The following is a 23,159-nucleotide window of genomic DNA, read 5'->3' on the forward strand; positions in this document are numbered from 1 at the left end:
TATCAATCTCCTTTAATATTGTAGTTACATCGATTCCTCTAAATAACCGCTGCCTTCGCAGGTGGGGCAGGTGGCAGGCCAAGCTCCCCGCTCCCGGTCCGCTCCGTAATGTTTCTCTTCATTCAAACCTGAAGCTCCACTCCCGGCGCTGCTCTCCAATTCTCCGTTACCGTGACATCTCGGACAGTCCATTGTCGTTCTCCCCTCCTCCAATGTATTAATACAGTTTTGAATTTCATATATATTTTATATCACAATACTTACCAATGTGCAATACTGTTTTTTTATTATTAATCTGTTTTATAACAATTAACTTTACATCCTGTCTTTTGTCCATCAAGCGTATCGCACGAATAGCCCGTTTGCTTTCCTTGAGGAAAGCAAACGGGCTATTCTTTGATCATCCACCACGTTCCAGGTCATGCGGCGTGCGGTTTCGTAAGACGGACAACCTCACCCGGCCTCCAGCAGCAAAGAATGATACATGGTTAAAAAAACCGGGGAAAGCGGGTAAAAAACCGTTTCCTCACAGGTGCAATCTGCTTGAAGCGCGTTCGGACTTCCGTGCGACGCCAGGTTCTCCAGTTCTTCACTGCCTTGACATCCTGATCTTTCCATGGAAACAACCTCCCGTATTAATGTTATAAAACATTTAATTTAATTTATATAAATATATAACAATAATTATTTATGTTCAATACTGTTTTATTAAAATAAACTGTGTTATATATTATATTTTCATCTGAAGTTTTTTCCCGCTGCTGCTCACGGGGTATGCGCTATGACCGCATTGCTTCTCTGGAGCGAGGTTCGGCCTCTGGTTCAACTGAAAAAAACCGTATACGCAGCGTATACGGGTGTGGCTTTGCTATTAATCACCTATAACATACTCAACCTGTCTTCGCGTGAAGCTTTTACGTCCGGCTTGTGTAGAATTGCTGTTCGTTTCGACTTGCTTTATCCGAGCGCCTCCATGTAGAAAACCGACAAAAACTTTCTGACGTTGATCCGGCATTTCGTTGATTTCACATCGGCTTCCAGCTCATGCATGCGTAAGCGGATCTCCTGGAAATCGAACAGCCGAGGCGCAAAATGCTCGAAGGTCGGATTCGCATAATCCGCCAGCCCCATCGACGACAGATGCGTGAAGGCTTGCAGCACCATGCGGCGAATTCGCTGCTCCATCGCGCGCACCTCGCGCTGCACGACCGGGTCGTCTTCCTTGTGACCGTGCAGTTTGTGCAGCACCTGGATGTAAATTTCCTTGAGCTGCAGCTCGAACAGCAGCTCCTCCCCCCGTTCGTCCTGATGCAGCCACTGCATCATCAGCAGCAGGTCCGGGGCCCCGGCTTCCCCGGCGATGCCGAGCTGCAGCAGCATCTGACGAACCTTCTGCTCAAGCTTGTTTTGCTCGTAGGTGCCGTAGCCGAGGCCCGATTCGCTCCTGCCGCCTCCGGGCTCCGTCTGTTCTTTGCCCTTCTCATCCAGCAGCTGCAGCGACTTGCGTATCGAATGGAGCGATACCGCGAGCGTAATATGATTGGCCACCCGCTTCAAGACCGACAGCACTTCCAGGCGGTTGATCGGCTTCTGGATGAACGTATCGATGCCCTGCTGGTAAGCCTCCCCGATCATTTCTTTGTTTTCCACCTGGGAAATCATAATAAACCGGCCGGCAAATCCCCCCGACTGCAATTTCCGGATCGTTCGAATGCCGTCCAGTCCTGGGAGCAGCAGATCGATCAGGACGACATCTATCCCGTATAGCTGATCCGCCGAAACGTGAAGACCATCCTCCGCCTGACCCGCAATCTCTCCCAGCCCGCTTTCGTTAATGATGCGCTCGAGCATTCTTCGTACAACCGCATCGTCTTCAATCAGGTAGAAACGGAGCATGCGACCACCTCCTTACTGAGCAATTGATCGATAGGAATCCTTACCTCGAAACGCGTCCCTCTGGAGCTCGGGAGCAGCCTTAGCGTTCCGTTCAAGCTATGTACAATCCCGAGCGCATGCGTCAGCCCGATTCCCGTCGAGGCATTCCCTTCCGTATCGTATTTCGTCGTGTATCCGGATTGAAACACCCATTCCTGCTCCTCCTGCGGGATGCCGGGACCGGTATCGGCAACGAGAAATATGAGATCCCGCCCGTCCACATGAACCGCAAGCTCGATCCGGCCCGCATGCCCGATAGCCTCCACGGCGTTGGCGACCAGATTGTTCAATACCGACAGCAGCGCGTAAATTTGCGACGTGACCAATGGAATGCCGCACGATTCATGAAAAGCGATCGGCTTGCCTAACATTTCCGCATACTTCCGATTCGTGCGAATGACCAGGCCGCACAGTTCCATGACGGTGATTCGGGAAGCCAGCTCCTCTTGATGCATCAGCTTGGATAAGCCTGCCAAGATCCGCTGCGAGTCTTTCTTGACTTCATGCACATTTTCCGTAACGTGCAGGGCTGTAGAAGCGTCCTGATGATCCGTCTCGCACAACCGCTTATACAACTGATAGCTTTTACGCGTAATTTCCTCGAGGTGGGCCATCGATTTGCGCAAATAAAAGGTTTCTTCATAGAGATTCGTATTAATCATCCGAAGCCGTTCCAATTCCTGCTGACGAACCTTGCCTACGGCGCGCAATTGGCGAATGGAGAAATTGTTATACAGCCCTACAACGAACATGCTGCGCAGGGACGCGAAGAGCAGCAGAAGCGAGATGCTTTGCCAGGTCGGCGAGATATGATCGCCCAGCGAGTAGCGGACCAGCAGTTCGACCATGTTGGAAGTAAAATCGACCGCCGTGCCGATTAACCCGACCCGAAACGGAAATTCCAGGTGCCGTCGCGCCCGGCTCATATGGATCAACAGCGTAAAACTGACGTAATAAACGGCCGACGGCAAGTGGGCTTGTAAACTGTCCGTATAGGCGATACCGTAAAAAAATTGATCGAAACTGAGACGAAAGCACAAGATGAACGCGCCGGTCAGCAAGCCGGTGGGGATAACGGGAACGGAACGAAACCACAGTAAGCCGAAGAAGAAGGCGGCGATGCCTAACGAGAACCGGAACGAGCCTCCGAACGGATTTACTTTCATTTCCCCGAAGAACGCCGTCGCGAACATAATGATGGTTAAGATGGCAAGTCGCTCGCGCACATGCTCCCTCTTTTCGATAAAAAATAAGACCCCCATTCCTATATTACCAAGAAATGGCGATCTTTAACACCAATGAAATTCAGGAAACGCGTCGCTCGAGCCGCCTGGACAGCACCGACAAAGCATAGTTAACGGCAAAATACATGACCGCTACGCATACAAAGATCGGAATCACATAGTTTACATTGCGGCCGTTAATGATTTGCGCATGGTTCATCAGTTCCGGCAGGGCAATGACGACCGCCAGCGAGGTGTCCTTGAGCAAGGAGATGAACTGGCTGACGATCGGCGGCACCATGCGCCGCAGCGCTTGCGGCAGTACGATATGCCACAGCGTCTGGACATTGTTCAGCCCCGACGACCGGGCCGCTTCGATCTGCCCCTTCTCGACCGACTTCAGCCCGCTTCGCACGATCTCGGAGATCATCGCCGACTCGAAAATAACGAGGGCCAGCACGGCGGCGAACATCTTATCCAGCTTAAAGCCGATTTCCGGCAATGCGAAGTACGTGAAGAAGATGATCAACAGCAGCGGCAGGTTCCGTACGGTTTCCACAGCCAATACCACCGCCTGCGAGAGGACGGGAATTTTGGCGTAACGCACAACGCCGAGCACGGTCCCGACGATAAAACTAAGCACGATCGAGTAGAAGGCTACTTCCAGCGTGACCCCAAATCCTTGGAGCAAGAACGACAGATGCTCGGGAGAGTACGCTCCTGTAAAATCCATGGATCTCCCCCCTTAGCGGTTCGTCTCTAAACGCCGCTCCAGGTACCCGACCATCAGGCTGAGCGGAACGGTTAGAACGAGATAGAATAAGCCGACAATGATGTAGACGTCAAACGTAATGAACGTCCTTGTAGAGATAAGATCGCCGAAGTACATCAAGTCGAGACCGGCGATGACGCCGAGAATCGAGGAGTTCTTCACCAGGTTAATAAACTGGTTGCCGATCGGAGGAATCACGATTTTGATGGCCTGCGGCAAAATGACATGAAGCATCGCTTGGATGTACGTCAGGCCCGACGATCGGGCCGCTTCCATCTGGCCTTTGGACACGGAGAGAATCCCCGCGCGAACCGTCTCGGCGATGAAGGCCGCCGTGTATACGGTAAGCCCAAGCGTTCCGGCTGTGAACGAATCAAGCCGGACGCCTACGGCGGGCAAGCCGACGAAGAATACGAATACGACGAGAATGAGCGGGATGTTTCGAACAAATTCCACATAAGCGGTACCCGCCCAATTCAACACACGGTAAGGCGCTATGCGGAATACGGCGAACACCGTTCCGAGAACGAAGCTGCCGATCAGCGCCAAGACGCTTGCCTTGACCGTGTTGCCGAACCCTTCCGCGTACATCCCCCAATGCTCTGTCAGCACGGTAAGATCAAGCATTCGTCAAGCTCCCTTCTCCTTCTGCATCACATCTTTACATTATTTCGCAGGCTTCGATCCGATCCATTTCTCATAGATCTTGTCGTATTCGCCGTTATTCTTCAGCTCTTTCAACGTATCGTTGACGAGCGTGACGAACTCCTGATCGCCTTTCTTGATTGCAATGCCATACGGTTCTTCGGTAAATGCGCCTTCCGTGACGCGGTAGTTCGGATCTTGCTTGGCCATCCCGTAGAGCAGCGCGTTATCGGTCGTCAGCGCGTCGCCTTGCCCGGCCTTGAGCGCCGTGAACGCTTCCGCATAGTTTTCGAACTCAAGCACCGTGGCGTCAGGCGCCTTGGCGCGAACATTCACAGCGGATGTCGAGCCTTTAGCCGTCACAACCTTCGTGCCTTTCTTGATATCGGCGATTCCGTTGATCGGGCTGTCCTTCTTCACGAGGAACGACTGGCCGGCCATGAAGTAAATGTCGGAGAAGTCGACCTCTTGCTTGCGCTCTTCCGTAACCGTCATCGTCGCGATAATCGCATCGATCTCGCCGTTGCGCAGCATCGGAATCCGCGTCTTGGACGTTACTTCCTTCAGCTCGATTTTGTTCTCGTCGCCGAGCACCTTCTTCGCGATCGCCTTGGCGATGTCGATATCGAAGCCTTCGACCTTGCCGGTGCCCGGATCCTTCAGCCCGAACAAATTCAGATCGTACTTGACCCCGACGACGAATTTGTCGCGCTTCTTCATTTCAGCGAGCGTGCCTGCCGCAGGGGTAACCTGCGCTTTGTCTTCCGGTTTCGCGCTTGGCGCCGGCTCCACCCGCGTACATGCGGCTAATGCCGTCGCGCTTAAGACAACAGCCAAACTGAGACCTACCATGCTTTTCCACGTTTTTTTCATCGTTCATCCACCCTTTTCTCATGAAATTAGTGATTGAGGATACGGCTAAGAAATAAACGCGCCCGTTCTTCCCGAGGTTGGGAGAAGAAATCGCGCGGATGCGCTTCCTCCAAAATTCGCCCTTGATCCATGAAGACGATGCGGTCGGCCACTTCGCGGGCAAAGCCCATTTCATGCGTCACGACAACCATGGTCATCCCTTCCTTGGCCAGCGTCTTCATAATATCGAGCACTTCTCCGATCGTCTCGGGATCGAGTGCCGAGGTGGGCTCGTCGAACAGCATGATCTTCGGCTTCATCGCCAGTCCCCGGGCGATCGCCACCCGCTGCTGCTGGCCGCCCGACAGCTGCGCCGGATAACTGCCGGCCTTCTCGGCGATGCCGACCTTCTGCAGATAGAACATCGCCGTTTCTTTCGCTTCGGTCTCCGATACCCCAAGCACCTTGACGGGTGCCAGCGTAATGTTCTGCAGAACCGTTTTGTGCGGGTACAAATTAAAGTGTTGAAACACCATGCCGATCTCCCGGCGCAGCTTGTTCAAGTCGGTGCCCCTGTCGTTCACTTTCACGTTATCGACAATCAGGTCGCCGCTCGTAATCTTCTCCAACTGGTTGATGCATCGAACCAATGTGCTTTTGCCGGAGCCCGAGGGACCGATGACGACCACGACTTCCCCTAGGTTGACGCGCAGATTAATATCCTTTAAGACGTGAAAGCTGCCGTAATGCTTCTGAACCTGATGAAAACTGATCAACCGGATCCCCCCCTCTTGGATGAATCGACTTTCTGATTATTTAACCTCTTGTAAAGCTAGTGTAAACACCAGCCTACCAGTTTCTACCGGAAACGACGAAGAAAATCGGAATCGCATGTTATCCGCATCACCTTTCATATAATGGAGAAGACGATCAACTGCGAACGTATGCGATGCTGATTGGCGCGATTGGTTCAAGGGGAACGAGGGGACAAGGGAGGGTGGATGCTCGGATGGATACGATGAGCGAGACAAACTCGGAAATCCAGCGCCTGACGGAAGAGCTTTTGCGGCTGCAGAAGGAAGACGGGTCATGGCGCTTTTGCTTTGAGAACGGAACGGTAACAGATGCCTATATGATCATTGTCCTGCGAACCTTGCAGGAGCCCGACGAAAGCCTGATCCGGCATCTGCACGACCGGATTGCAGCTGCCCAGCAAGCCGACGGTTCCTGGAAATTGTTTCACGATGAAGAGGAAGGGAACTTGTCCGCCACGGTGGAAGCTTACTATGCGCTTTTGTATTCGGGATACAGTGCCACATCGGACGAGTCGATGAGGAAAGCCAAGCAGTACATCTTGTCAAAAGGCGGGGTCCGCAGCATCGACAGCCTGCTGACCATCGTGCTGCTCGCGGCCACCGGTCAATATCCATGGCCGGCTTCACTCTTCATTCCTCTTGAATTTTTGCTGCTCCCTCCGTCTTTCCCGCTTAACTTTTTCGATTTTTCCGCTTATGCGAGAGTGCATCTTGCTCCCATTCTTCTCATGGCCGATCGCCGATTCGCTATGAAAACGCAAGCCTCCCCCGATTTGTCCGACTTGTCCGACTTGTCGGCCGCCCGGTCAGGCAGCCTGGACCCGTCGGGCCCGGCCGGTCAACGACAGCCCGCAGACGGCTTTCAAGCCTTGCTTGATGAAATCAGGGCGGGCCTGGGGAAGCTCGTCGGCATCCCTGGCAAGCTGCATATGGCCGCTGCCAAACGGGCGGAGCAATACATGCTGGAGAGGATCGAGCCGGACGGAACGCTCTACAGCTATGCAAGCTGCACATTTCTGATGATCTTCGCACTGCTCGCGCTCGGCTATGACAAGCAGCATCCGGTCATTACCCGTGCGGTTCGGGGCTTAACGGCCATGGTCTGCAGCTCGGACGGGAAGATGTTTCTGCAAAACTCGCCATCGGCCGTCTGGGATACCGCATTACTGTCCCACGCGCTGCAGGAAGCCGGGGTTGCCCCCGAAAGCAAGGCGATCCGGAGCGCCGCCTCTTATATCGTTTCCAAGCAACAGCGGACTTTGGGCGATTGGAGCCTCCATAACCGGAATCCCGTACCGGGTGGTTGGGGGTTTTCGGACTCCAATACGATCAATCCCGATGTGGACGATACGACAGCAGCGTTAAGAGCGATCAAGCGGTTGGCGCAGAGCGATCCCCCCAGCCGGGATGCATGGAACCGCGGACTGAATTGGCTGTTGTCGATGCAAAATCGCGATGGAGGATGGCCCGCATTCGAACGAGACACGGATAACAAGCTGCTCGCTTGGCTCCCGATCGACGGAGCCCAAGCGGCGGCTATCGACCCTTCGTCAGCCGATTTGACGGGACGAACCTTGGAATTTTTGGGGAATACGGCGGGGCTCGGCCTAAAGCACCCTTTCGTTCGCCGCGGAACGGATTGGCTGATCGATCATCAGGAAGAGGACGGCTCGTGGTACGGACGTTGGGGGATTTGCTATATATATGGCACATGGGCCGCGATGACGGGAATGATCTCGGCGGGGGTAGACACGGGCCATCCCGCTGTGCAAAGAGGCGTCAGCTGGCTAAGCAGCATCCAGAATCCCGACGGCGGCTGGGGAGAATCCTGCAGAAGCGATCGGCTTATGCGGTATGTGCCGCTCGGGGCCAGTACGCCGTCGCAAACCGCATGGGCGCTGGACGCCCTGATCGCCTTTCATCCGAAGCCGGTTCCCGAAGTGGAGAAAGGCATGCAAAGGCTCCTCGCCCTATTGAGCGAGGACGGTTGGGCCGCCGCTTATCCTACCGGGGCGGGCCTTCCGGGTGCATTTTATATGCATTACCACAGCTATCGGTATATTTGGCCGCTTCTGGCCTTAAGCCATTACAGGAAAAAATACAGCGGTTAGGAGGCCGGCAATAGGCATTTAACACGCGCTGAGCCGGTCGTTTGCCGGGTGGCGCATCGGAGTTGCCCCGGGCCATATAAATCCCCCTAGTTCTTCGGCTTTTAACGCTTCCGGCCCGAATAAACGATGGGTAAAAGGCCTGCCGCGATGACGCTGTGCCCGTTATCGTTCGGATGCACCGCTGTGATTCCGCGGGGAACCTCCTCGACGCTGCCGCTCCGGTAGCCGTCAATCAAACGCGGCTCGTTACCGGAGAACCATTGATCCACACGGGCAACGCTGCAGCCGGTTCGGGCAGCCGTTCCGCTGATGACCTGATTCAACAAGCCTATGCCGGTCACGGCGATCGGACTGTTCGGAAACGGGTTATACTGGGTGCAGCAGACCACGTCGCACGATCCGGCCGTGCGGATGTGGCGGAGTATGGCACCGAGTCTTCTTTCATATTGGCGAATCATCGCTTCCAAACCAGACTTGCCGGAGCCTTGAAGCATTTGCAAGCCGCCGCTAATGAGATCAACCCCGCCGATCCATACCGTCACCGTATCGACGAAACGAAACGGATAAGGATCCGTATCCAATGCATCTACCAGATCCGCGCTTGTCCATCCCGGACGAGCGAGCACGATTCGTTTGGCTTGTATGCCTTTGGAACGCAGCATGGAAATGATCAGGCTGGGATACATTCGCTCGACGGAACTTGCATTTTGACCAAACGTAATGGAATCGCCTAATGCCGCATATACGAACATGCCGTTCCTCCCTCTCTTATTGTGATGTACTATCTTACGCAATAATGGGAGTGTTTGCATATGCGGCCGCCCCTTTGCCGCCAACGAATCAAAGCCGGGATCAAGATTTCCCGGACACATTTTACACGGAGTCCAAGAAAAGAGCACGCCTCCCGCCATACAATATACCACTTCCTAAGGAAAGGAGGCGTTATCTATGGGATTTTTAGGCGGCGGTTCTTGCGGAGGGTTCACTAGCACGGGCGTCATCCTTGTTCTGTTCATTCTGCTTGTTATTGTTCTTCGCGGCTGGCTCTTATAATCGATCCGAAGAAAGGATCTTGTTGACGGCAAGATCCTTTCTTCACCTGCCAAGCCTTTCAGGTTAGGGAAACGGGTGCGGATGCGGGTTCAGCTGATCGATAGCCAAACGCTGCTTCCTAAACCCCAGCTCTGCCGGTACGGTCAGTACTCTTTCCAGTCCCGCCAAGCGGGTCAGGTGATGCCCGAACGTCATCGGCAGCATCCCCGGAATCAGCACCTTGACACAATATAATCCGTTTCGTAACGTTTCCGGCGTGGACTGGTCGATGACAATCACCTCGAGGTTCAACCGGCCGAACGTCTGAATGACGTCCTTCAGATCATCGGTCAAATCCGCACGCCTGTCTTTCAGCTTGAACTCCTCATCAAACGTGCGCAGAGGGCGGCTGCCATCCAGTAAAAAATGCAGGCGCTCCTCGGCTTCAGGCAAGCTGTACAGCATGGAATGGTCTTCCATCTGCCGCACCAGGGACGCATCGTGCAGCATAGGTACATAATCTTCCCGGTTTGTCTCCAATTTCTCGCCTAGCATCGGCAGGATGCCGGCCAGCTCATGAATCGCACTCTTCGCGGCTCTTACCGGGTCCAAATGAGCCCCGGCCGCGCAGATGAGATTCACTCCCGCCGGTTTGCTGTTTTTGGCGATGGCCACTACGCTCGGAATTCCATTCTCCATCGTTGTGTTAAACAAATGCAGCTTATACCCGGTCACCGCCTGCAGACGGTCGACCATCAGCCGCAATTGCCGATCGCCCGCTGAATAAGGATCCAGGCGCGGTACAGGCAGCTGCGCGTACCAGGTCATCAGAAACGAGTCGCGTTCCACCACTTCCAATATGCCGTATAACACGGCCTCTTCCAAACTTCCACCCAGCGCGCAACCGCTGGATGCTTCGTTCACAAACCCTTCCCCAAAACCTACGCTGTAATAGGCAAGCAGCTCCGGAACCAGAATCGGACGTTCCCGCAGGAACGAATAGCCCCAAACCCAATCGATGGGCCGGTCCGGATCAAACGGCTGGAACGGAAAATCGGGCTGCGCATACTGTTCCTTCGTATATACCCCTACCGTGACCGGATTGAGCGCTTGCTCCGCCACATGGCGGTAGCTGTCATTCATCACGGTCCGCTTGCCGCGGGGAGCCATCCCGCAGTTTCGTTCCAAGCCCTCTAATATAGCAGTCAGCTCGCTTTCCACATACGAATGCGTTCGGCCGGCCGTTATCTCATCTTGCGCGAACAACGGCAAGCTCACGCAAACATTGGCAAACGGCGACACGAGATCAATCCTCTTCCCTTTCAGAAGACCGGTCCGGTCATCCAGATAGTCTTTAACGAGAACTTTCTTCAGGTCGTCCAGCGGACGGCAGCGATAACTGGAGGCGCTGATCTTAGGATTAGGCTGCAGCGAAATTCGGGATGCCGCCGGTGTATCGTCGGGTATCCGCCCACAAACCGGACACAACGGGTCGGGCAGAAAGAAGTGAAGCGAGCTCTCCAGCGTGTTCATGTTCATGAGATAGACCCGTCCTTCCGAGCGGGCCCGGCCGCCCTGCAGCACCCTCCGGGCCTCCGCTGCAAGCAGGCGGCTCAGCTGCCAAAGCGCTGTTCGGGACGCCCGCCGCTGACGCGGCATTCCCCCGTTCACCAGCAGCATCATCTGCAGCTCCGACATCTCCTGACCGCGTCCCGCCATTTGCCGGCGCATGTCCGCACACTGGGAGCATCCCGGCGTACCCGGTCGAACCAGTGGTCCGACTACGCCCTCGTCCGATGAAGCGAAGCCGCTAAGCCAAATCTTGCCGCTGGGCTGCAGTGCCGCTTCCGCTTCCTGATTGACGGAAGCGTTCCAATCATCCTGCAGCACCAGCACCAATTCCGCCGCTTCCGGTACAATTGCCTTGAAATCCGTCTGACGAAAGACTTGGTGCGGGCCGGACAAGGCTTCGCACACGAAGTCCGCCAGCAGCCCTTCTCCGACAATTGCCACAATAGCGCCCACCGAGATTCCTCCTTCCGCAGCCTTGCAGGAACTGCTCCGAATACATTACAAGTATGATGAACGATCCGCTTTTGTTACGCTTTCCGATTACGGTAACGAGGTTGCGAAACATCAGCAGCAGCAAGGCCGGACGACTGATTTCCATCATTTATGTATTGAACACAAATTTTATTAATTTATAATGGGTGAAGGAAAGGGGAGGATCATCCATGATGCGAATGAAAGCATTCGCCTTTCTTGTCGCGGTACTGCTCATAAGTGCCGGCACATTTCATGAAGGGCACGCCCAGGCGGCAACGAAGCCTGCGGTATTAACCAAAGGGACGTCAAACGGGGATGTGTGGGACTTACAGTTCCGTTTAAAAACATTAGGATATTATCAAACGGCGTTAGATGGACAGTTCGGAACCCAAACCTTAACGGCGGTTCGTAAATTCCAAAAAGATTACGGCTTGGCGCCAGACGGCGTCGTTGGCCCAAATACCTGGAAAGCCTTAAAAAAGTATTCGCTGAACCGAAGCGAACTGGACGTTATGGCCAAAATTATTAATAGCGAGGCCCGCGGAGAACCTTATAAAGGACAAGTTGCCGTTGGGGCTGTAGTCATGAACCGGATTCAATCCGCCCAATTCCCGGACAATATCCGCGATGTCGTGTTTCAGCCGGGAGCGTTCACAGCAGTCGATGACGGCCAATATTGGTTAACGCCTAACAAAACCGCTTATTTGGCGGCACAGGACGCTGTTCGCGGCTGGGACCCTACAAACAATTCGCTTTATTATTTCAATCCGGATACGGCGACCAGCGCATGGATTTGGTCCCGCCCGCAAACCGTAAAAATCGGCAAGCACATTTTTGCCAGGTAAAAAAATAAGAACGGCTATGATTGATCCTATATAAAAAAACAGCTCCGTTACCGTTGCAGGTAGCGGGGCTGTTTGCGTTCCGTTCGAAACGCTAGTGCGCGACAGGCCGTTCGCAAGGGACTGCCTGTCTTCAATGGCTTAAAGCGGTCAGGGGTTAAACGACCGGAAACCAGCCCGGCGTATGCATGATGGCCTGCCACAGCGGATCCGGGATGACCAGACGCTCCTGATCGTCTTTCGTTAAGGTAGTTTGGATATCCGACTCCCGGCCTTCGGCTACTTTCACAACCCAATCGGGCTCGATAATGAGCTCGCGGCCCAGAGCAATGAGCGGAATTCCCGTTTGCAAAGCTTTCAGCGCATCATCCGCACTGTGAAGCGAGCCTACGCCGATGACAGGCACACGGTTACCGGCACGCTCGCGGATCCATTCGATCCGAGACTTGCTTTCGTCTGCGCCACGTCTAGGTTTGGACCAGAAATCCATTAACGATACATGGATGTAGTCGAGATCCCGGTCCGCTAACGCATCGACCAATTGCAGCGTATCCTCCATCGTGATCCCGGGAGTTTCCGCTTCTTCCGGGGAAAAGCGGTAGCCCACCAGAAACGGTTGCTTCGCGTGCTTGGCCACAACCCGCTTCACTTCCTCCACAACAGCTAACGGGAAGGTCATGCGCTTCTCCAAGCTTCCTCCCCAGCGGTCTTCGCGGCGGTTGGAATGCGGGGAGAAAAACTGTTGGATCAAGTAACCGTTGGCTCCATGAATTTCGACGCCATCGTATCCGGCTTCGATAGCCCGGCGGGTAGCTTCTCCAAAATCGCGAACAATCGCCTCGATCTCCGAATCAGACAAAGCTCTCGGCACGACGCTTCCTTCCTGTTCCGAAGCAACGGCACTGGCGCTTACGACATCGCCGTCAACCAGTTCCGGGGGACACATCCGGCCGCCGTGAAAAATTTGCAGGACAGCCTTGGCACCTTGTTCCTTAATCGTTTCAGCCAGACGACGTAAACTTGGAATCATCTCGTCGCGGTCGCCGGCAAACTCACCTTGAAATCCTTTGCCGTTGGGGGTTACATAGGTGCAGGCGGTAATCACCATGCCGACCCCGTTCGACCGGCGGGCATAGTAGCTGACTTCCGCGTCGCTGACTGTGCCATCCTCGTGCGATGAGAAGTTGGTCATTGGCGCCATCACGATGCGATTTTTCAGTTGAATGCCGCTTTTAAACTTGAAAATTTCGAATAAAGGCTTGTATTTTGTGTCCAAAGGTATGATTCCTCCCCAATTTATAAACAATATCTGTAACTAGTTTGTTCTGGTTTCATGCTTTTTAGCATTTCATCAGGACCCGCTCCGATTTTTTGGAGCCGTTCCAAACAGCCTTGAAGCAGGCGCATGATGGGTGTGCTGCCGGCCAGCCGATCCGGTTGCGGAGGCTGCAGACTGCCTGGCTCTCAGTTCTTCGAACCATTCTTTATCATGCGTCATCAGAGCAAGTTCAATCAAACTGCGCACTTCTTCCGGAGCTGACGGTGTGTAGGCCGGCAACTTCTTTACTCTGGCAAGCTTGGTTTCGATGGTCGTACCCACCGTTTCCTGAAGGTCGCATTGTGTCACCACAACCTTCAGTTCGCCATTTTCGTTCATCGACTCGACGTATCCGATAAATTTTTCATCCTTAACGGATGTGCCGCTTACCCAATCGCCTTCTCTAATCAACGCATCGTTTGCTGGATTCATACCCGGTCACCTCTTTCTTTTTACTAAGCCAACCTATCTGAGATCGTTTTAGTAACAGTTCGCTACTGTCATTATATTTGTAACAGTTCAAAGTGTCAACTGTCTACTTTCATTTTGAAAACCAAGACAAAAAGGGAACCGTAATTAAACGAATCCCCTTGTGCTTCTACAAAACTCAGGATCATACATGGCGATGGCGGCGTTTTTCATCAGATCTTTAAGAATGGGAGCATCCTCGGGGGTAACTGCTTATACCGACACTTGCCGATGCAACCAGCTCATATTTGTCTAATGAGCAAGGCAGACTTGCCTCTGCCCTTTTTACTTTTCTTCTTTGCCTTGTACAACGCAGTATCCGCATGTTTAAAAAGCTTCATCATGTTGGTTCCATGCTCCGAATATATAGAGTACCCTATACTTGAATTTACGATGATGCCGTCATTTAAATCCGGCACAGGAAAGGGGTCCCCCAGCGATTGCAGGAACAGGTGTATAAAAGCGGTTATTTCCTGTTTGCCATGAATGTTTTTCATGATAACGGTAAATTCGTCTCCGCTTAATCGGCCTACAAAGTCACCTTCCCGCTTGCAGTTCAGCAAGCGATTGGAAAACTCCTTCAAAACCATGTCGCCTACATCATGGCCATACGTGTCATTGATGGTTTTAAATTGGTCGATGTCCATAATCAGCAAAGCAAAATCTTCATTTTGGCGAACCGCCTCCTCCAGCGTCTCATCCAAAATGAGTTTGATCTTCCGGCGGTTATAAAGCCCTGTTAAATAATCGTGATACGCCATAAATTCCAATTCTTGCATGGTTTGTTTTCTAACGGTGATATCCCTCGAAACGATTAAAATCTGATGGACTTCGCCTTCGTCCGACAAGATCGGGGAACATGCGGCTTCATACCAGACCCATTGACCGTTCCTGATCTTGTTCCGAATTTCCAGCACATACGAGTCTTTCGTTTGTATCATCTCTCGATACGTTTCTTTCAATTTAATTACATCATCTTCGTGTAAGTAATGGAAGATGTCGAATTCATCGTTACAATGTCCGGTATGGTGCTGATGGGATGGAGATACATACTCGATCTTGCCGTGAATATCTGTGATTTTGATCATATCTTGCGAGTGTTCTTCAATGAGCCGGTATTGCTCTTCTTTTTTTCTTAACGTTTGCTCCAATTTTTTTTGATTTGTAATATTAAAATAAATCATGAAAACGCCCAAAATCCCGGTTCCATGATCCTCGATAGGCGTTGCCTTCATTAAAAAATATTGTTTATCCTCATTGATTTGCACAGCAAACTCATGTTTATAAGACGGCAGACCTGCAGACATTACACGGGCGATCCCTTGCTTAAGATCGTCGTCGCCATCATATAAATTCAAATAACGTATACCGAGATAGGCATCTAATTTCTCGCCGCTATGGATCGGAAAGTTAATCCATGATTGATTTACAAAATGAATAGCGCCCTGTTTGTTTATAAATACGGCAGGTTCGGACAACGATTCTATAATCAATGAATTCAACCGGCAGGTTCGTAATAAAGCGTCCAGCATGTTCACCTTCTTTATCCGTTAATTTCCCAAACAACACGATCTTCACCACAATGGTTTGTTCCAAAATCAAACGCTTACACAACTTTTCTCTTCATCTTATTCCATGATTGGATACTTATCAATCTATTTTCCGTCAATATACTACATTTTGAAACAAATTTCGACAATATTCCTCCTGAGCGGTACCGTTCATCTCCGGCACATAAAAAAAGAAGGCTCCTATACGGAGCCCTTTCGAAACAGATACATTCGTGCCTGATATTTGACAAAGCAAATTCGCCTAGAACGCCGAGTTGCCTTGTACCGATTCTTGAAAAGCCGATAGTCGTACAGGGTTACGATTTAACCGTCATTTGCTCGCCCGGTTTGAGCACCCGGCCTTGTATACCTTTTTCCTCCAGCCTGCGAACGAACGCTTCAGCGTCCTGCCGAATAGCCGGGAACGTATCATAGTGGACCGGTACGACCAGCTTGGCCCCGAACCATTCCGCCGCTTGGACGGCATCTTCAGGTCCCATCGTATAATGGTCGCCCATGGGAATGAAGGCAACGTCAATCGAATGACGGTCTCCAATCATCTTCATATCGCCGTAAAGCGCCGTGTCACCCGCATGAAGTACGGTAATGCCCTCCGCGGTAACGATAAAGCCGCCCGGCATGCCGCCGTACACAATTCGCTGCTCGTCCTCCAGCACGATCCCCGAGCTATGGAACGCTTGAATCATTTTTGCCTTCGCAAAACCCAGATCGACGGTTCCCCCCGTATTCATGCCAATCGTCCGGAGTCCCTTCCAGGACATGTAGGCTGCAAGCTCAAACGTGGCTACGACCGGCACATCATTGGCTTTGGCGATCGGCTCCGCATCCAATATATGATCCATATGCGCATGTGTCAGAAGAACCGCGTCCGTCTTAATGTCCTCAGGTTTGGTTACCGCCAGGGCGTTGCCCCGCAGGAACGGATCGATGATGAGCGATTTGTCCCCGGTTACGATTTGAACGCAAGAATGTCCATGGTATATAATTTCCATTTTCTCGATTCCTCCTTATTTGCCCAACAGTTGGTTATCGTTATTCAAAATCATGTTACCGATTAATTTTCCCCATGTCAAAAAAAGGATTTCCTCAAAACAATGAACGCCTCCATCAAACCCGGTAAAGGTTCTGATGAAGGCGTTTCTTCTATTTCTCTATCCGTTACGCTTCACTTTGCAGTCGCTTGATGCTCAGAAGCTCTTTCATCACTTGACAGCCGCCCCGGCCAAATAGATCATGCAGCCGGTTGTAAGCCGCGTACAGCTCGTCGTAAACAGCCTTGTTCGCAGCATTCGGGAGATACGTTTCCTCACGTACATGCGCCATCTTCGCAGCAGCCTCGGCTATACTGTCGTAGCCGCCGCGTTCGGCCCCCGCAGCCACGGCTCCGAACATCGCCGCCCCAAGCGCAGGGGTTTGGGTCGACGCGGCAATCTTGATCTCACGGCCGGTCACGTCTGCATAAATTTGCATCAGCAGACGGTTGCGCTGCGGCAAGCCTCCGCAGGCGAACAGTTCGTTCACCTCGACGCCCGCCGCCTCGAACGTATCGATAATCTTACGTGTGCCGAAGGCGGTTGCTTCCAATAAGGAACGGTAAATTTCCTCCGGCTTCGTCTGGAGCGTCAATCCGACGATCATGCCGCTTAAATCGGCATCCACCAGCACGGAACGGTTGCCGTTCCACCAATCGAGCGCCAGCAAGCCGTGCTCGCCGGGCTTCAGCTCCGCTGCCCGTCGTTCCAACCAGCCGTGAACGCTGAGCCCTTCGCTTGCCGCCGCTTCCAGCACGTAGCCGGGCACCTGGTGGTCAACAAACCAGCCGAACAGATCCCCTACCGCGGGCTGACCCGCCTCATACCCGTAAAGCCCGGGAATGATGCCGTCTTCCACGACACCGCTGATGCCTTCGGCATGAATTTCTTTGTCGCTCAGCAGCATATGACACAATGAGGTGCCCATGGCCATGACCATTTGACCCGAGCGAACGGCCCCGGTACCCGGAACGCCCGCGTGCGCGTCGATGATGCTGGCGGCAACTGCCGTTCCGGCACGCAGCCCCAGCATATCAGCCGCTTCCGCCGTCAATTCGCCGGCTTTCGTTCCAAGCGACACGACGTCGCCCGCCAGCTTCGTTTCCACGAATCGTTCAAGCTTCGGATCCAAAGCTTTGAAGAAGTCCGGCGAAGGATAGCCGTCCGCTTTATGCCAGAATGCTTTGTAGCCTGCGCCGCAGCTGCTGCGGACCGGATTGCCGGTTAGTTGAAGAACCGTCCAGTCCGCAGCCTCCATAAACCGGTCGGCCGCCTCATACACTTCAGGAGCCTCATTCATGATTTGCCACGCTTTGGCGACCATCCATTCCGACGAGGTTTTACCGCCGTACCGGCTTAAGAACAGCTCGCCCCGCGCCTCGGCCGTTTCATTAATCCGGTTGGCTTCGTCCTGCGCCGCATGATGCTTCCACAGCTTGACATACGCATGCGGCTCATCGCGGTAAGCCTCTTGATCGCATAGAGGATTGCCGTCCTTATCGACAGGGAGCATGGTGCACGCCGTAAAATCGATCCCGAGGCCGATCACTTGCGCCGGATCAACCCCCGAAATGCGCAGCACCTCGGGAACCGACCGTCTTAGGACCTCCATGTAATCGTCCGGATGCTGAAGCGCCCAGTTCGGCTCCAGCGGCTTTCCAGACCCCGGCAAGCGTTCATCGATCACACCGTGAGGATACGGCGTCACGTGGATGGCAAGCTCCTCACCGTTGTCGACGTCAACGATGACGGCTCTGCCGGACTCCGTCCCGTAATCGACTCCTATCGCATATCGTTTTCCCATCGCATGTTCCTCCGTTCTAGCGGTACAACGGGCCGAAAGTCGAGCATGCCCGATAATCGGCTCCCACCGGCTCATTCACACCGAACGCCGACCATGCGCCAGGACGGAATATTTGATCTTCGGGAACGTTGTGCATGCACACCGGAATCCGCAGCATCGAAGCTAACGTAATTAAATCTCCGCCGACATGACCGTAGCTGACGGCGCAATGATTCGAGCCCCAGTTATTCATTACCGTATAGACGTCTTTGAATGCGCCTTCCCCGGTAAGCTTCGGCACGAACCAGGTCGTCGGCCAAGTCGGGTTGGAGCGCTGGTCAAGCACATCGTGAACGTCCTCGGGAAGCTCGACCGAATAGCCCTCTGCAAGCTGCAGGACCGGGCCGACGCCTTTAATCAGATTAATCCGTGCGATCGTCATCGGCATGCCGCCACGCGTCGTGAAGTCTGTCGAATACCCGCCTCCGCGGAAGAAATCGACCGCCGGACACCACTTCGTCGCATCCAGGCATTTCTTCACTTCTTCGTCCGTAATGTCCCAGAATGGCTTCATGGCCGGCTGTCCGTTGATTGTTTGCTCGCCAGTCGCATCCAATGCCGCAGGTCCGGAGTTGATCAAGTGAATGATCCCGCCGGCAGCAGGCCCGGTCAGCTCATGTCCCGTCACGCGCTTGACCGCTTCCGGACTCCAATACGTACGCACATCGGCGAATATTTGCGCGCTGTTCGTCAACAAGTGACCGAAGAGCATCGTGACCGCATTGAGGTTATCGTTCTCGGTAGCCATTATGAACGGTTCGCGAATGCCGTTCCAATCGAACGAGCTGGTCAATATCGCTTCCATAAAGTCGCCGTTCGGAAAGTGATCGGTCCAGGCGCGCTGTCCTTGGAAACCGGCGGCGATCGCGTTATGTCCGAGCGCCTCTTCCTCGTAGCCCATCTCCGCGAGCTTCGGATTTCCGATCATCAGGTCGCGGGCGATCAGCGTCATTTTGACAACCGTCTCCAGATCTTGCTCCTTCTGTTCGTCGGTTCTCTTCAGCTCAGGAGGATTCACATCTGCGCCGATATGACAATTTTCTTTGGTCCATGCCAAAGCGCGTTCGAATTCTTCCTTATCGTAAATTCCCCGTTCCATCCGCCGGACAAATTCCGTCATATCCACATACTCATTGCGCATGCCCAAATAGTCTTGGAAGAACGATTCGTCCACGATGCAGCCTGCGATCCCCATGGACACAGTGCCGAGCGCCAAATATGACTTGCCCCGCATCGTAGCGACGGCAAGGCCCGCCTTGGCAAAGCGCAGCAGCTTCTCTTGAACGTCGTCCGGAATCGAGCTGTCGCCCATATCCTGAACATCCTTGCCGTAAATGCTGAAGGCCGGCAGCCCTTTCTGATTATGCGCCCCGAGCGCCGATGCCAAGTATACGGCACCCGGTCTTTCCGTCCCGTTAAAGCCCCAGATGGCTTTAGGCATGAAAGGATCCGTATCGATCGTCTCAAGCGGGTAGCACCAGGACGGCGTCACCGAGATCGTAACGCCTACGCCTTCCTTGCGGAATTTCTCGGCTGCTCTCGCCGCTTCCGCTACGCCGCCAATCGTCGTATCGGCAATGACGCATTCGACCGGCAGCCCGTTCGAATGACGCAAATTTTCGCTCAAAAATTTGGCGCAAGCGATGGCCATATTCATCGTCGGCTCTTCCAGCGATTCACGGATACCGCCTCGGCGGCCGTCAATAATAGGGCGAATTCCGATCTTAGGCATATCTCCTTGCAAACGGTTTACGAATCGGGACGAGTTCATGGTTTTCCTCCTTGGTTTTAAACAAACGTTTATTTTTAAATTCCGTATGTCTTGGCAACCGTCTTGGACAAGCGATGCAGCTGCTCGATCTCAAGCCGGTTGGTAGCCGTAAAGTCCAGATGGTTCTTGGAGCGGCAATGATAGTTGGAGAGAACCCCTTCCAGCATCAAGTAATATTTGGCGTTAACCGGATACAATTGTTTCTCGATGAAGGAAGCGATACTTACGAAATTGCTCAGATGATCCGCTTCCTCCGGCTTCTGCTGCCAGTTTTGCATGAGCCAGACATACAGCTCCGGGTGGAAGTTGGCCATGACGCCGCTGTACCCGGTGACGCCGAGCTTCAACGTCTCGAGCAGCGTGGCCGTGTTCGCGTTATATATATTCAAGCCGGTCCCTTGAACGGCTTCCAATTTCAATCTTATATTCTCGGCATCGCAGCTGGTGTCTTTCAGAAACAGAAAACGGCCGGTTTCGGCGCACCATTTCAGCGCTTCCGGGGAAATGATTTTTTTGTAAGGGAACGGACACTCGTAGAATCCGAGCGGTGTTTCTTCCGGAAGCTCCTTCAGCAGCTTCTCCAAATTTCGCTTCCAGGTCGCGTCCGGTTCTCCTTCCGAGGACAGCCGGTTTGTAATTAACACAAGCGCATCGATTCCCGTATCGGCCAGCGCCTTCAGTTCCTCGACCTGATCCTCGTACTTATCCGATATGTGCCCCGATGCAATAACAGGAACTCGGCCCGCAGCCTTTTCCTTCACGAATGCCGCAAGCTTCACTCGCTCTTCCTTGCTTAAGAAGAACATCTCACTCGACTGGCATACCGCAAACAATCCGTCAACGCCATGCCCGATATACCAATCGATCAATCGTTCCAAAGCGTCATAATCAATCTCGTTCGATTCTGTGAACGGGGTGATCATTGTAGGCCACACACCCGCAGGAATTTGTTTCATCATCCGGTTCTCCCTCACGATCCGTAGTAGGTTTCCATATCTATATTCCGCTTCATCCCACGGATATTTGTCTAAAAGCTATACTTTCTCTTTTCCACGTATACGTCATATACAAGTTGTTTCCTTCGGCAATGATGGCGGGATAGGAATATTCCCCGGCCTCGTTCTCCAACACAAACTCGCTTCCCCACGTCAAACCGTTGTCCTCGGAAGCGCGCAGCACGAGGGGCGACCTCGGTCCCCAATTGTCGCCGACCGGGTTAAACGCGAGTACCAGCGTACCGTTATCCAGCTTCACCACATCGATGCCGCTGTTGTTGTTCGGAAGCGATGTCGGGTATGCGCCGCACCAGGAACGGCCGCCATCGTCAGAATCACTTCTATAGATGAAGCCTTCCGTACTGCGCAGCAGCATATGAACCTTCCCGGGCTCCGATTCCCATAACGTAGGTTGAATGACGCCCCGGCCGATAAACGATTGCTTGGAAACCGGAATATCGCTGTCCGTCACTTCCTGAATGTTCCCGTAGTCCAGCTCCTCGATGCGAATGTCTCCGCTCTTGGTCCAGCTCTTCCCCTCGTCCTCGGACCGATCCGCGAACGACTGCCAAATGCCGTCTTCCGTCGAAGCGGGAGCAAGCCAAGTTCCGTCCTGAAGCACGATCAGCTTGTTGCGCACCGGCCCCCGGCCTCCGCGGTCTCCTGCAACCAATTCGACCGGCGCCGACCAGCTTCGGCCTTCATCCCGGGACGTCTTGACCATGGTGTACCATTCCTTCAGCAAACGACCGACCTTATAGAAGAGAACGAGTTCGCCGTCCGCCTTCCTGTGAAACACCGGATTCCAATGCGGTTCGTTCACCTCATCCGCGAGCTGGACCGGCTTCGTCCAAATTCCGCCTTCGCGCCGCGAACCCCAGATGGAGATATCGTCCGCCCCTTCCTCGCTTCCGGCAAACCAGGCGGCAAGAATGTCACCGTTCGGCAGCAGCGTCAGATGAGAGGCATGACAGCTTGCAAACGGCTTATTTGTGTCAAAAATAAGCTCTTTGACAACGGGTGTAAATTCCATGCTGATTTCCTCCTGTGAACAATCTATCCCTTAATCCCGGTATTGGCTATACCCTCAACAAAATACCGCTGAAGGGAAAGAAAAACGATGATGGACGGAATAATCGCCATACAAGCCCCTGCCAGCGAAGTCCCATACTGAAACTGCGCGGTCGAGTTGGCGCCGCCCATGAACTGTGCGATACCGACCGCTAGCGGCTTCAAGGAATTTTCGCGAATCGCTATCAACGGCCACAGGAAGTTGTTCCAGTTCGTAATGAACATGAGAATGGTGACGGTGGATACGGCAGGCTTCGCAAGCGGAAGCATGATTTTACCGAAAATCCCGAAATCCTGGCAGCCGTCAATCCGAGCCGCTTCCTCCAGCTCTTTAGGAATACTCTTGAAGAAGCTGGTAAGAATAAAGACACTCGTAACGTTGGCGCCCGCCACAAGAACAATGGCATAATAGCTGTTCAGAAGGCCTAACTTGGATACCAAGAGAAATAACGGAACGATGTACGCTTGAATCGGAATTAAAAGCATCGATACGACGAGCGTGAAGATCACTTTCTTGCCCGTAAAATGCAAGCGGCCGAACGCATAGGCGGCGAGTGTCGTCAAGGCGAGAACAAACAAAGTCGAAGCGACGGTCATCCCGACACTGTTCATCATCCAGCTAAGGTAGGGATAGTTTTTCAAAACCATCGTGTAGTTTTCCAGTGTAATGACTTCCGGCACCCATTTCGGCGGGTAGCTTACGATCTGGGCCTCCGGCTTGAGCGACGATAGGAATGACCAGAGCAAAGGGAACAAGAATATGATGCTAACGACAATCATGACAAGGTATACCGGTAACTTTTTCGCATTCATGCTAA

Annotated in this window: 22 protein-coding genes; 3 read left to right on the forward strand and 19 right to left on the reverse strand. The window is 53.1% G+C overall.

The window, feature by feature from the left end; genetic code table 11:
* Nucleotides 1–24: 24 nt before the first annotated feature.
* The 8 genes from ACZ439_RS03210 to ACZ439_RS03245 all read right to left on the reverse strand — a co-directional run bounded on the left by ACZ439_RS03210 (nt 25) and on the right by ACZ439_RS03245 (nt 6,203).
* Nucleotides 25–192, reverse strand: a complete 168-nt coding sequence (locus ACZ439_RS03210) for a hypothetical protein (RefSeq protein ID WP_155614220.1) — start codon at nt 190–192, stop codon at nt 25–27.
* Nucleotides 193–453: 261 nt separating this feature from the next.
* Nucleotides 454–618, reverse strand: coding sequence for a hypothetical protein (locus ACZ439_RS03215; RefSeq protein WP_155614219.1), 165 nt, complete (start codon nt 616–618; stop codon nt 454–456).
* Nucleotides 619–957: 339 nt separating this feature from the next.
* A complete protein-coding gene (locus tag ACZ439_RS03220) occupies nt 958–1,896 on the reverse strand; it encodes a response regulator (protein ID WP_054797256.1) in 939 nt (312 codons plus the stop codon).
* On the reverse strand, nt 1,878–3,161 hold the full coding sequence (locus ACZ439_RS03225) for a sensor histidine kinase (protein WP_464620615.1): 1,284 nt from the start codon (nt 3,159–3,161) through the stop codon (nt 1,878–1,880). Before ACZ439_RS03225 ends, ACZ439_RS03220 begins: the two co-directional genes overlap by 19 nt.
* Nucleotides 3,162–3,240: 79 nt before the next feature.
* Entirely contained in the window at nt 3,241–3,891 is a 651-nt protein-coding gene (locus ACZ439_RS03230) for an amino acid ABC transporter permease (RefSeq protein WP_054797255.1), read from the reverse strand.
* Nucleotides 3,892–3,903: 12 nt separating this feature from the next.
* A complete protein-coding gene (locus ACZ439_RS03235) occupies nt 3,904–4,557 on the reverse strand; it encodes an amino acid ABC transporter permease (protein ID WP_054799779.1) in 654 nt (217 codons plus the stop codon).
* Between the two features lie 39 nt (nt 4,558–4,596).
* Entirely contained in the window at nt 4,597–5,448 is an 852-nt protein-coding gene (locus tag ACZ439_RS03240) for a transporter substrate-binding domain-containing protein (RefSeq protein ID WP_127606378.1), read from the reverse strand.
* Nucleotides 5,449–5,474: 26 nt separating this feature from the next.
* A complete protein-coding gene (locus tag ACZ439_RS03245) occupies nt 5,475–6,203 on the reverse strand; it encodes an amino acid ABC transporter ATP-binding protein (RefSeq protein ID WP_054797253.1) in 729 nt (242 codons plus the stop codon).
* A 233-nt stretch (nt 6,204–6,436) separates the two neighbouring features.
* Here ACZ439_RS03245 and shc point away from each other — a divergent pair, with 233 nt between their 5' ends.
* Nucleotides 6,437–8,353 carry a squalene--hopene cyclase gene (gene shc, locus ACZ439_RS03250; protein ID WP_464621104.1) on the forward strand — a complete coding sequence of 639 codons (1,917 nt, stop codon included), beginning with the start codon at nt 6,437–6,439 and terminating at the stop codon, nt 8,351–8,353.
* Between the two features lie 101 nt (nt 8,354–8,454).
* Here the strand turns inward: shc and ACZ439_RS03255 are convergent, their stop codons facing one another.
* Nucleotides 8,455–9,105 carry an SGNH/GDSL hydrolase family protein gene (locus ACZ439_RS03255; protein ID WP_054797252.1) on the reverse strand — a complete coding sequence of 217 codons (651 nt, stop codon included), beginning with the start codon at nt 9,103–9,105 and terminating at the stop codon, nt 8,455–8,457.
* Between the two features lie 196 nt (nt 9,106–9,301).
* On the opposite strand from ACZ439_RS03255, the gene ACZ439_RS03260 reads away from it, so the two are divergent.
* A complete protein-coding gene (locus ACZ439_RS03260; RefSeq protein ID WP_155614216.1) occupies nt 9,302–9,406 on the forward strand; it encodes a sporulation protein YjcZ in 105 nt (34 codons plus the stop codon).
* A gap of 63 nt (nt 9,407–9,469) precedes the next feature.
* Here the strand turns inward: ACZ439_RS03260 and ACZ439_RS03265 are convergent, their stop codons facing one another.
* A complete protein-coding gene (locus ACZ439_RS03265) occupies nt 9,470–11,410 on the reverse strand; it encodes a TOMM precursor leader peptide-binding protein (protein ID WP_054797251.1) in 1,941 nt (646 codons plus the stop codon).
* 209 nt (nt 11,411–11,619) lie between these two features.
* Between ACZ439_RS03265 and sleB the strand changes: the two genes are divergently transcribed.
* Nucleotides 11,620–12,276 carry a spore cortex-lytic enzyme gene (gene sleB, locus ACZ439_RS03270; RefSeq protein WP_464620616.1) on the forward strand — a complete coding sequence of 219 codons (657 nt, stop codon included), beginning with the start codon at nt 11,620–11,622 and terminating at the stop codon, nt 12,274–12,276.
* A 154-nt stretch (nt 12,277–12,430) separates the two neighbouring features.
* Here the strand turns inward: sleB and ACZ439_RS03275 are convergent, their stop codons facing one another.
* The 9 genes from ACZ439_RS03275 to ACZ439_RS03315 form a co-directional block, all read right to left on the reverse strand.
* The gene (locus tag ACZ439_RS03275; RefSeq protein WP_054799780.1) at nt 12,431–13,549 is read right to left on the reverse strand and encodes an NADH-dependent flavin oxidoreductase; all 1,119 of its coding nucleotides are present in this window, start codon (nt 13,547–13,549) and stop codon (nt 12,431–12,433) included.
* A gap of 75 nt (nt 13,550–13,624) precedes the next feature.
* Nucleotides 13,625–14,023 carry a hypothetical protein gene (locus tag ACZ439_RS03280; RefSeq protein ID WP_141334651.1) on the reverse strand — a complete coding sequence of 133 codons (399 nt, stop codon included), beginning with the start codon at nt 14,021–14,023 and terminating at the stop codon, nt 13,625–13,627.
* A 278-nt stretch (nt 14,024–14,301) separates the two neighbouring features.
* Nucleotides 14,302–15,591, reverse strand: a complete 1,290-nt coding sequence (locus ACZ439_RS03285) for a diguanylate cyclase (RefSeq protein ID WP_464620617.1) — start codon at nt 15,589–15,591, stop codon at nt 14,302–14,304.
* A gap of 335 nt (nt 15,592–15,926) precedes the next feature.
* Entirely contained in the window at nt 15,927–16,622 is a 696-nt protein-coding gene (locus ACZ439_RS03290; protein WP_054797247.1) for a metal-dependent hydrolase, read from the reverse strand.
* A gap of 166 nt (nt 16,623–16,788) precedes the next feature.
* Nucleotides 16,789–18,465, reverse strand: a complete 1,677-nt coding sequence (locus ACZ439_RS03295; protein WP_054797246.1) for a ribulokinase — start codon at nt 18,463–18,465, stop codon at nt 16,789–16,791.
* Nucleotides 18,466–18,481: 16 nt separating this feature from the next.
* Entirely contained in the window at nt 18,482–20,275 is a 1,794-nt protein-coding gene (locus tag ACZ439_RS03300) for an L-fucose isomerase (protein WP_464620618.1), read from the reverse strand.
* A 35-nt stretch (nt 20,276–20,310) separates the two neighbouring features.
* Nucleotides 20,311–21,234, reverse strand: coding sequence for a dihydrodipicolinate synthase family protein (locus tag ACZ439_RS03305; protein ID WP_127606399.1), 924 nt, complete (start codon nt 21,232–21,234; stop codon nt 20,311–20,313).
* Nucleotides 21,235–21,283: 49 nt separating this feature from the next.
* A complete protein-coding gene (locus ACZ439_RS03310) occupies nt 21,284–22,303 on the reverse strand; it encodes a sialidase family protein (RefSeq protein WP_054799782.1) in 1,020 nt (339 codons plus the stop codon).
* Nucleotides 22,304–22,326: 23 nt separating this feature from the next.
* Nucleotides 22,327–23,154: a carbohydrate ABC transporter permease gene (locus tag ACZ439_RS03315; protein ID WP_054799787.1), complete on the reverse strand. Its 828-nt coding sequence runs from the start codon at nt 23,152–23,154 to the stop codon at nt 22,327–22,329.
* Nucleotides 23,155–23,159: the final 5 nt, after the last annotated feature.

It is taken from the genome of Paenibacillus sp. JCM 9796, from assembly GCF_055379675.1.

Bases quoted from the DNA above. Each gene is read 5' to 3' on its own strand.
- ACZ439_RS03210 (WP_155614220.1), bottom strand. From the start codon at position 192: ATGGACTGTCCGAGATGTCACGGTAACGGAGAATTGGAGAGCAGCGCC.
- ACZ439_RS03215 (WP_155614219.1), bottom strand. From the start codon at position 618: ATGGAAAGATCAGGATGTCAAGGCAGTGAAGAACTGGAGAACCTGGCG.
- ACZ439_RS03220 (WP_054797256.1), bottom strand. From the start codon at position 1,896: ATGCTCCGTTTCTACCTGATTGAAGACGATGCGGTTGTACGAAGAATG.
- ACZ439_RS03230 (WP_054797255.1), bottom strand. From the start codon at position 3,891: ATGGATTTTACAGGAGCGTACTCTCCCGAGCATCTGTCGTTCTTGCTC.
- ACZ439_RS03235 (WP_054799779.1), bottom strand. From the start codon at position 4,557: ATGCTTGATCTTACCGTGCTGACAGAGCATTGGGGGATGTACGCGGAA.
- ACZ439_RS03240 (WP_127606378.1), bottom strand. From the start codon at position 5,448: ATGAAAAAAACGTGGAAAAGCATGGTAGGTCTCAGTTTGGCTGTTGTC.
- shc (WP_464621104.1), top strand. From the start codon at position 6,437: ATGGATACGATGAGCGAGACAAACTCGGAAATCCAGCGCCTGACGGAA.
- ACZ439_RS03255 (WP_054797252.1), bottom strand. From the start codon at position 9,105: ATGTTCGTATATGCGGCATTAGGCGATTCCATTACGTTTGGTCAAAAT.
- ACZ439_RS03260 (WP_155614216.1), top strand. From the start codon at position 9,302: ATGGGATTTTTAGGCGGCGGTTCTTGCGGAGGGTTCACTAGCACGGGC.
- sleB (WP_464620616.1), top strand. From the start codon at position 11,620: ATGATGCGAATGAAAGCATTCGCCTTTCTTGTCGCGGTACTGCTCATA.
- ACZ439_RS03280 (WP_141334651.1), bottom strand. From the start codon at position 14,023: ATGAATCCAGCAAACGATGCGTTGATTAGAGAAGGCGATTGGGTAAGC.
- ACZ439_RS03285 (WP_464620617.1), bottom strand. From the start codon at position 15,591: ATGCTGGACGCTTTATTACGAACCTGCCGGTTGAATTCATTGATTATA.
- ACZ439_RS03290 (WP_054797247.1), bottom strand. From the start codon at position 16,622: ATGGAAATTATATACCATGGACATTCTTGCGTTCAAATCGTAACCGGG.
- ACZ439_RS03295 (WP_054797246.1), bottom strand. From the start codon at position 18,465: ATGGGAAAACGATATGCGATAGGAGTCGATTACGGGACGGAGTCCGGC.
- ACZ439_RS03300 (WP_464620618.1), bottom strand. From the start codon at position 20,275: ATGAACTCGTCCCGATTCGTAAACCGTTTGCAAGGAGATATGCCTAAG.
- ACZ439_RS03305 (WP_127606399.1), bottom strand. From the start codon at position 21,234: ATGATGAAACAAATTCCTGCGGGTGTGTGGCCTACAATGATCACCCCG.
- ACZ439_RS03310 (WP_054799782.1), bottom strand. From the start codon at position 22,303: ATGGAATTTACACCCGTTGTCAAAGAGCTTATTTTTGACACAAATAAG.
- ACZ439_RS03315 (WP_054799787.1), bottom strand. From the start codon at position 23,154: ATGAATGCGAAAAAGTTACCGGTATACCTTGTCATGATTGTCGTTAGC.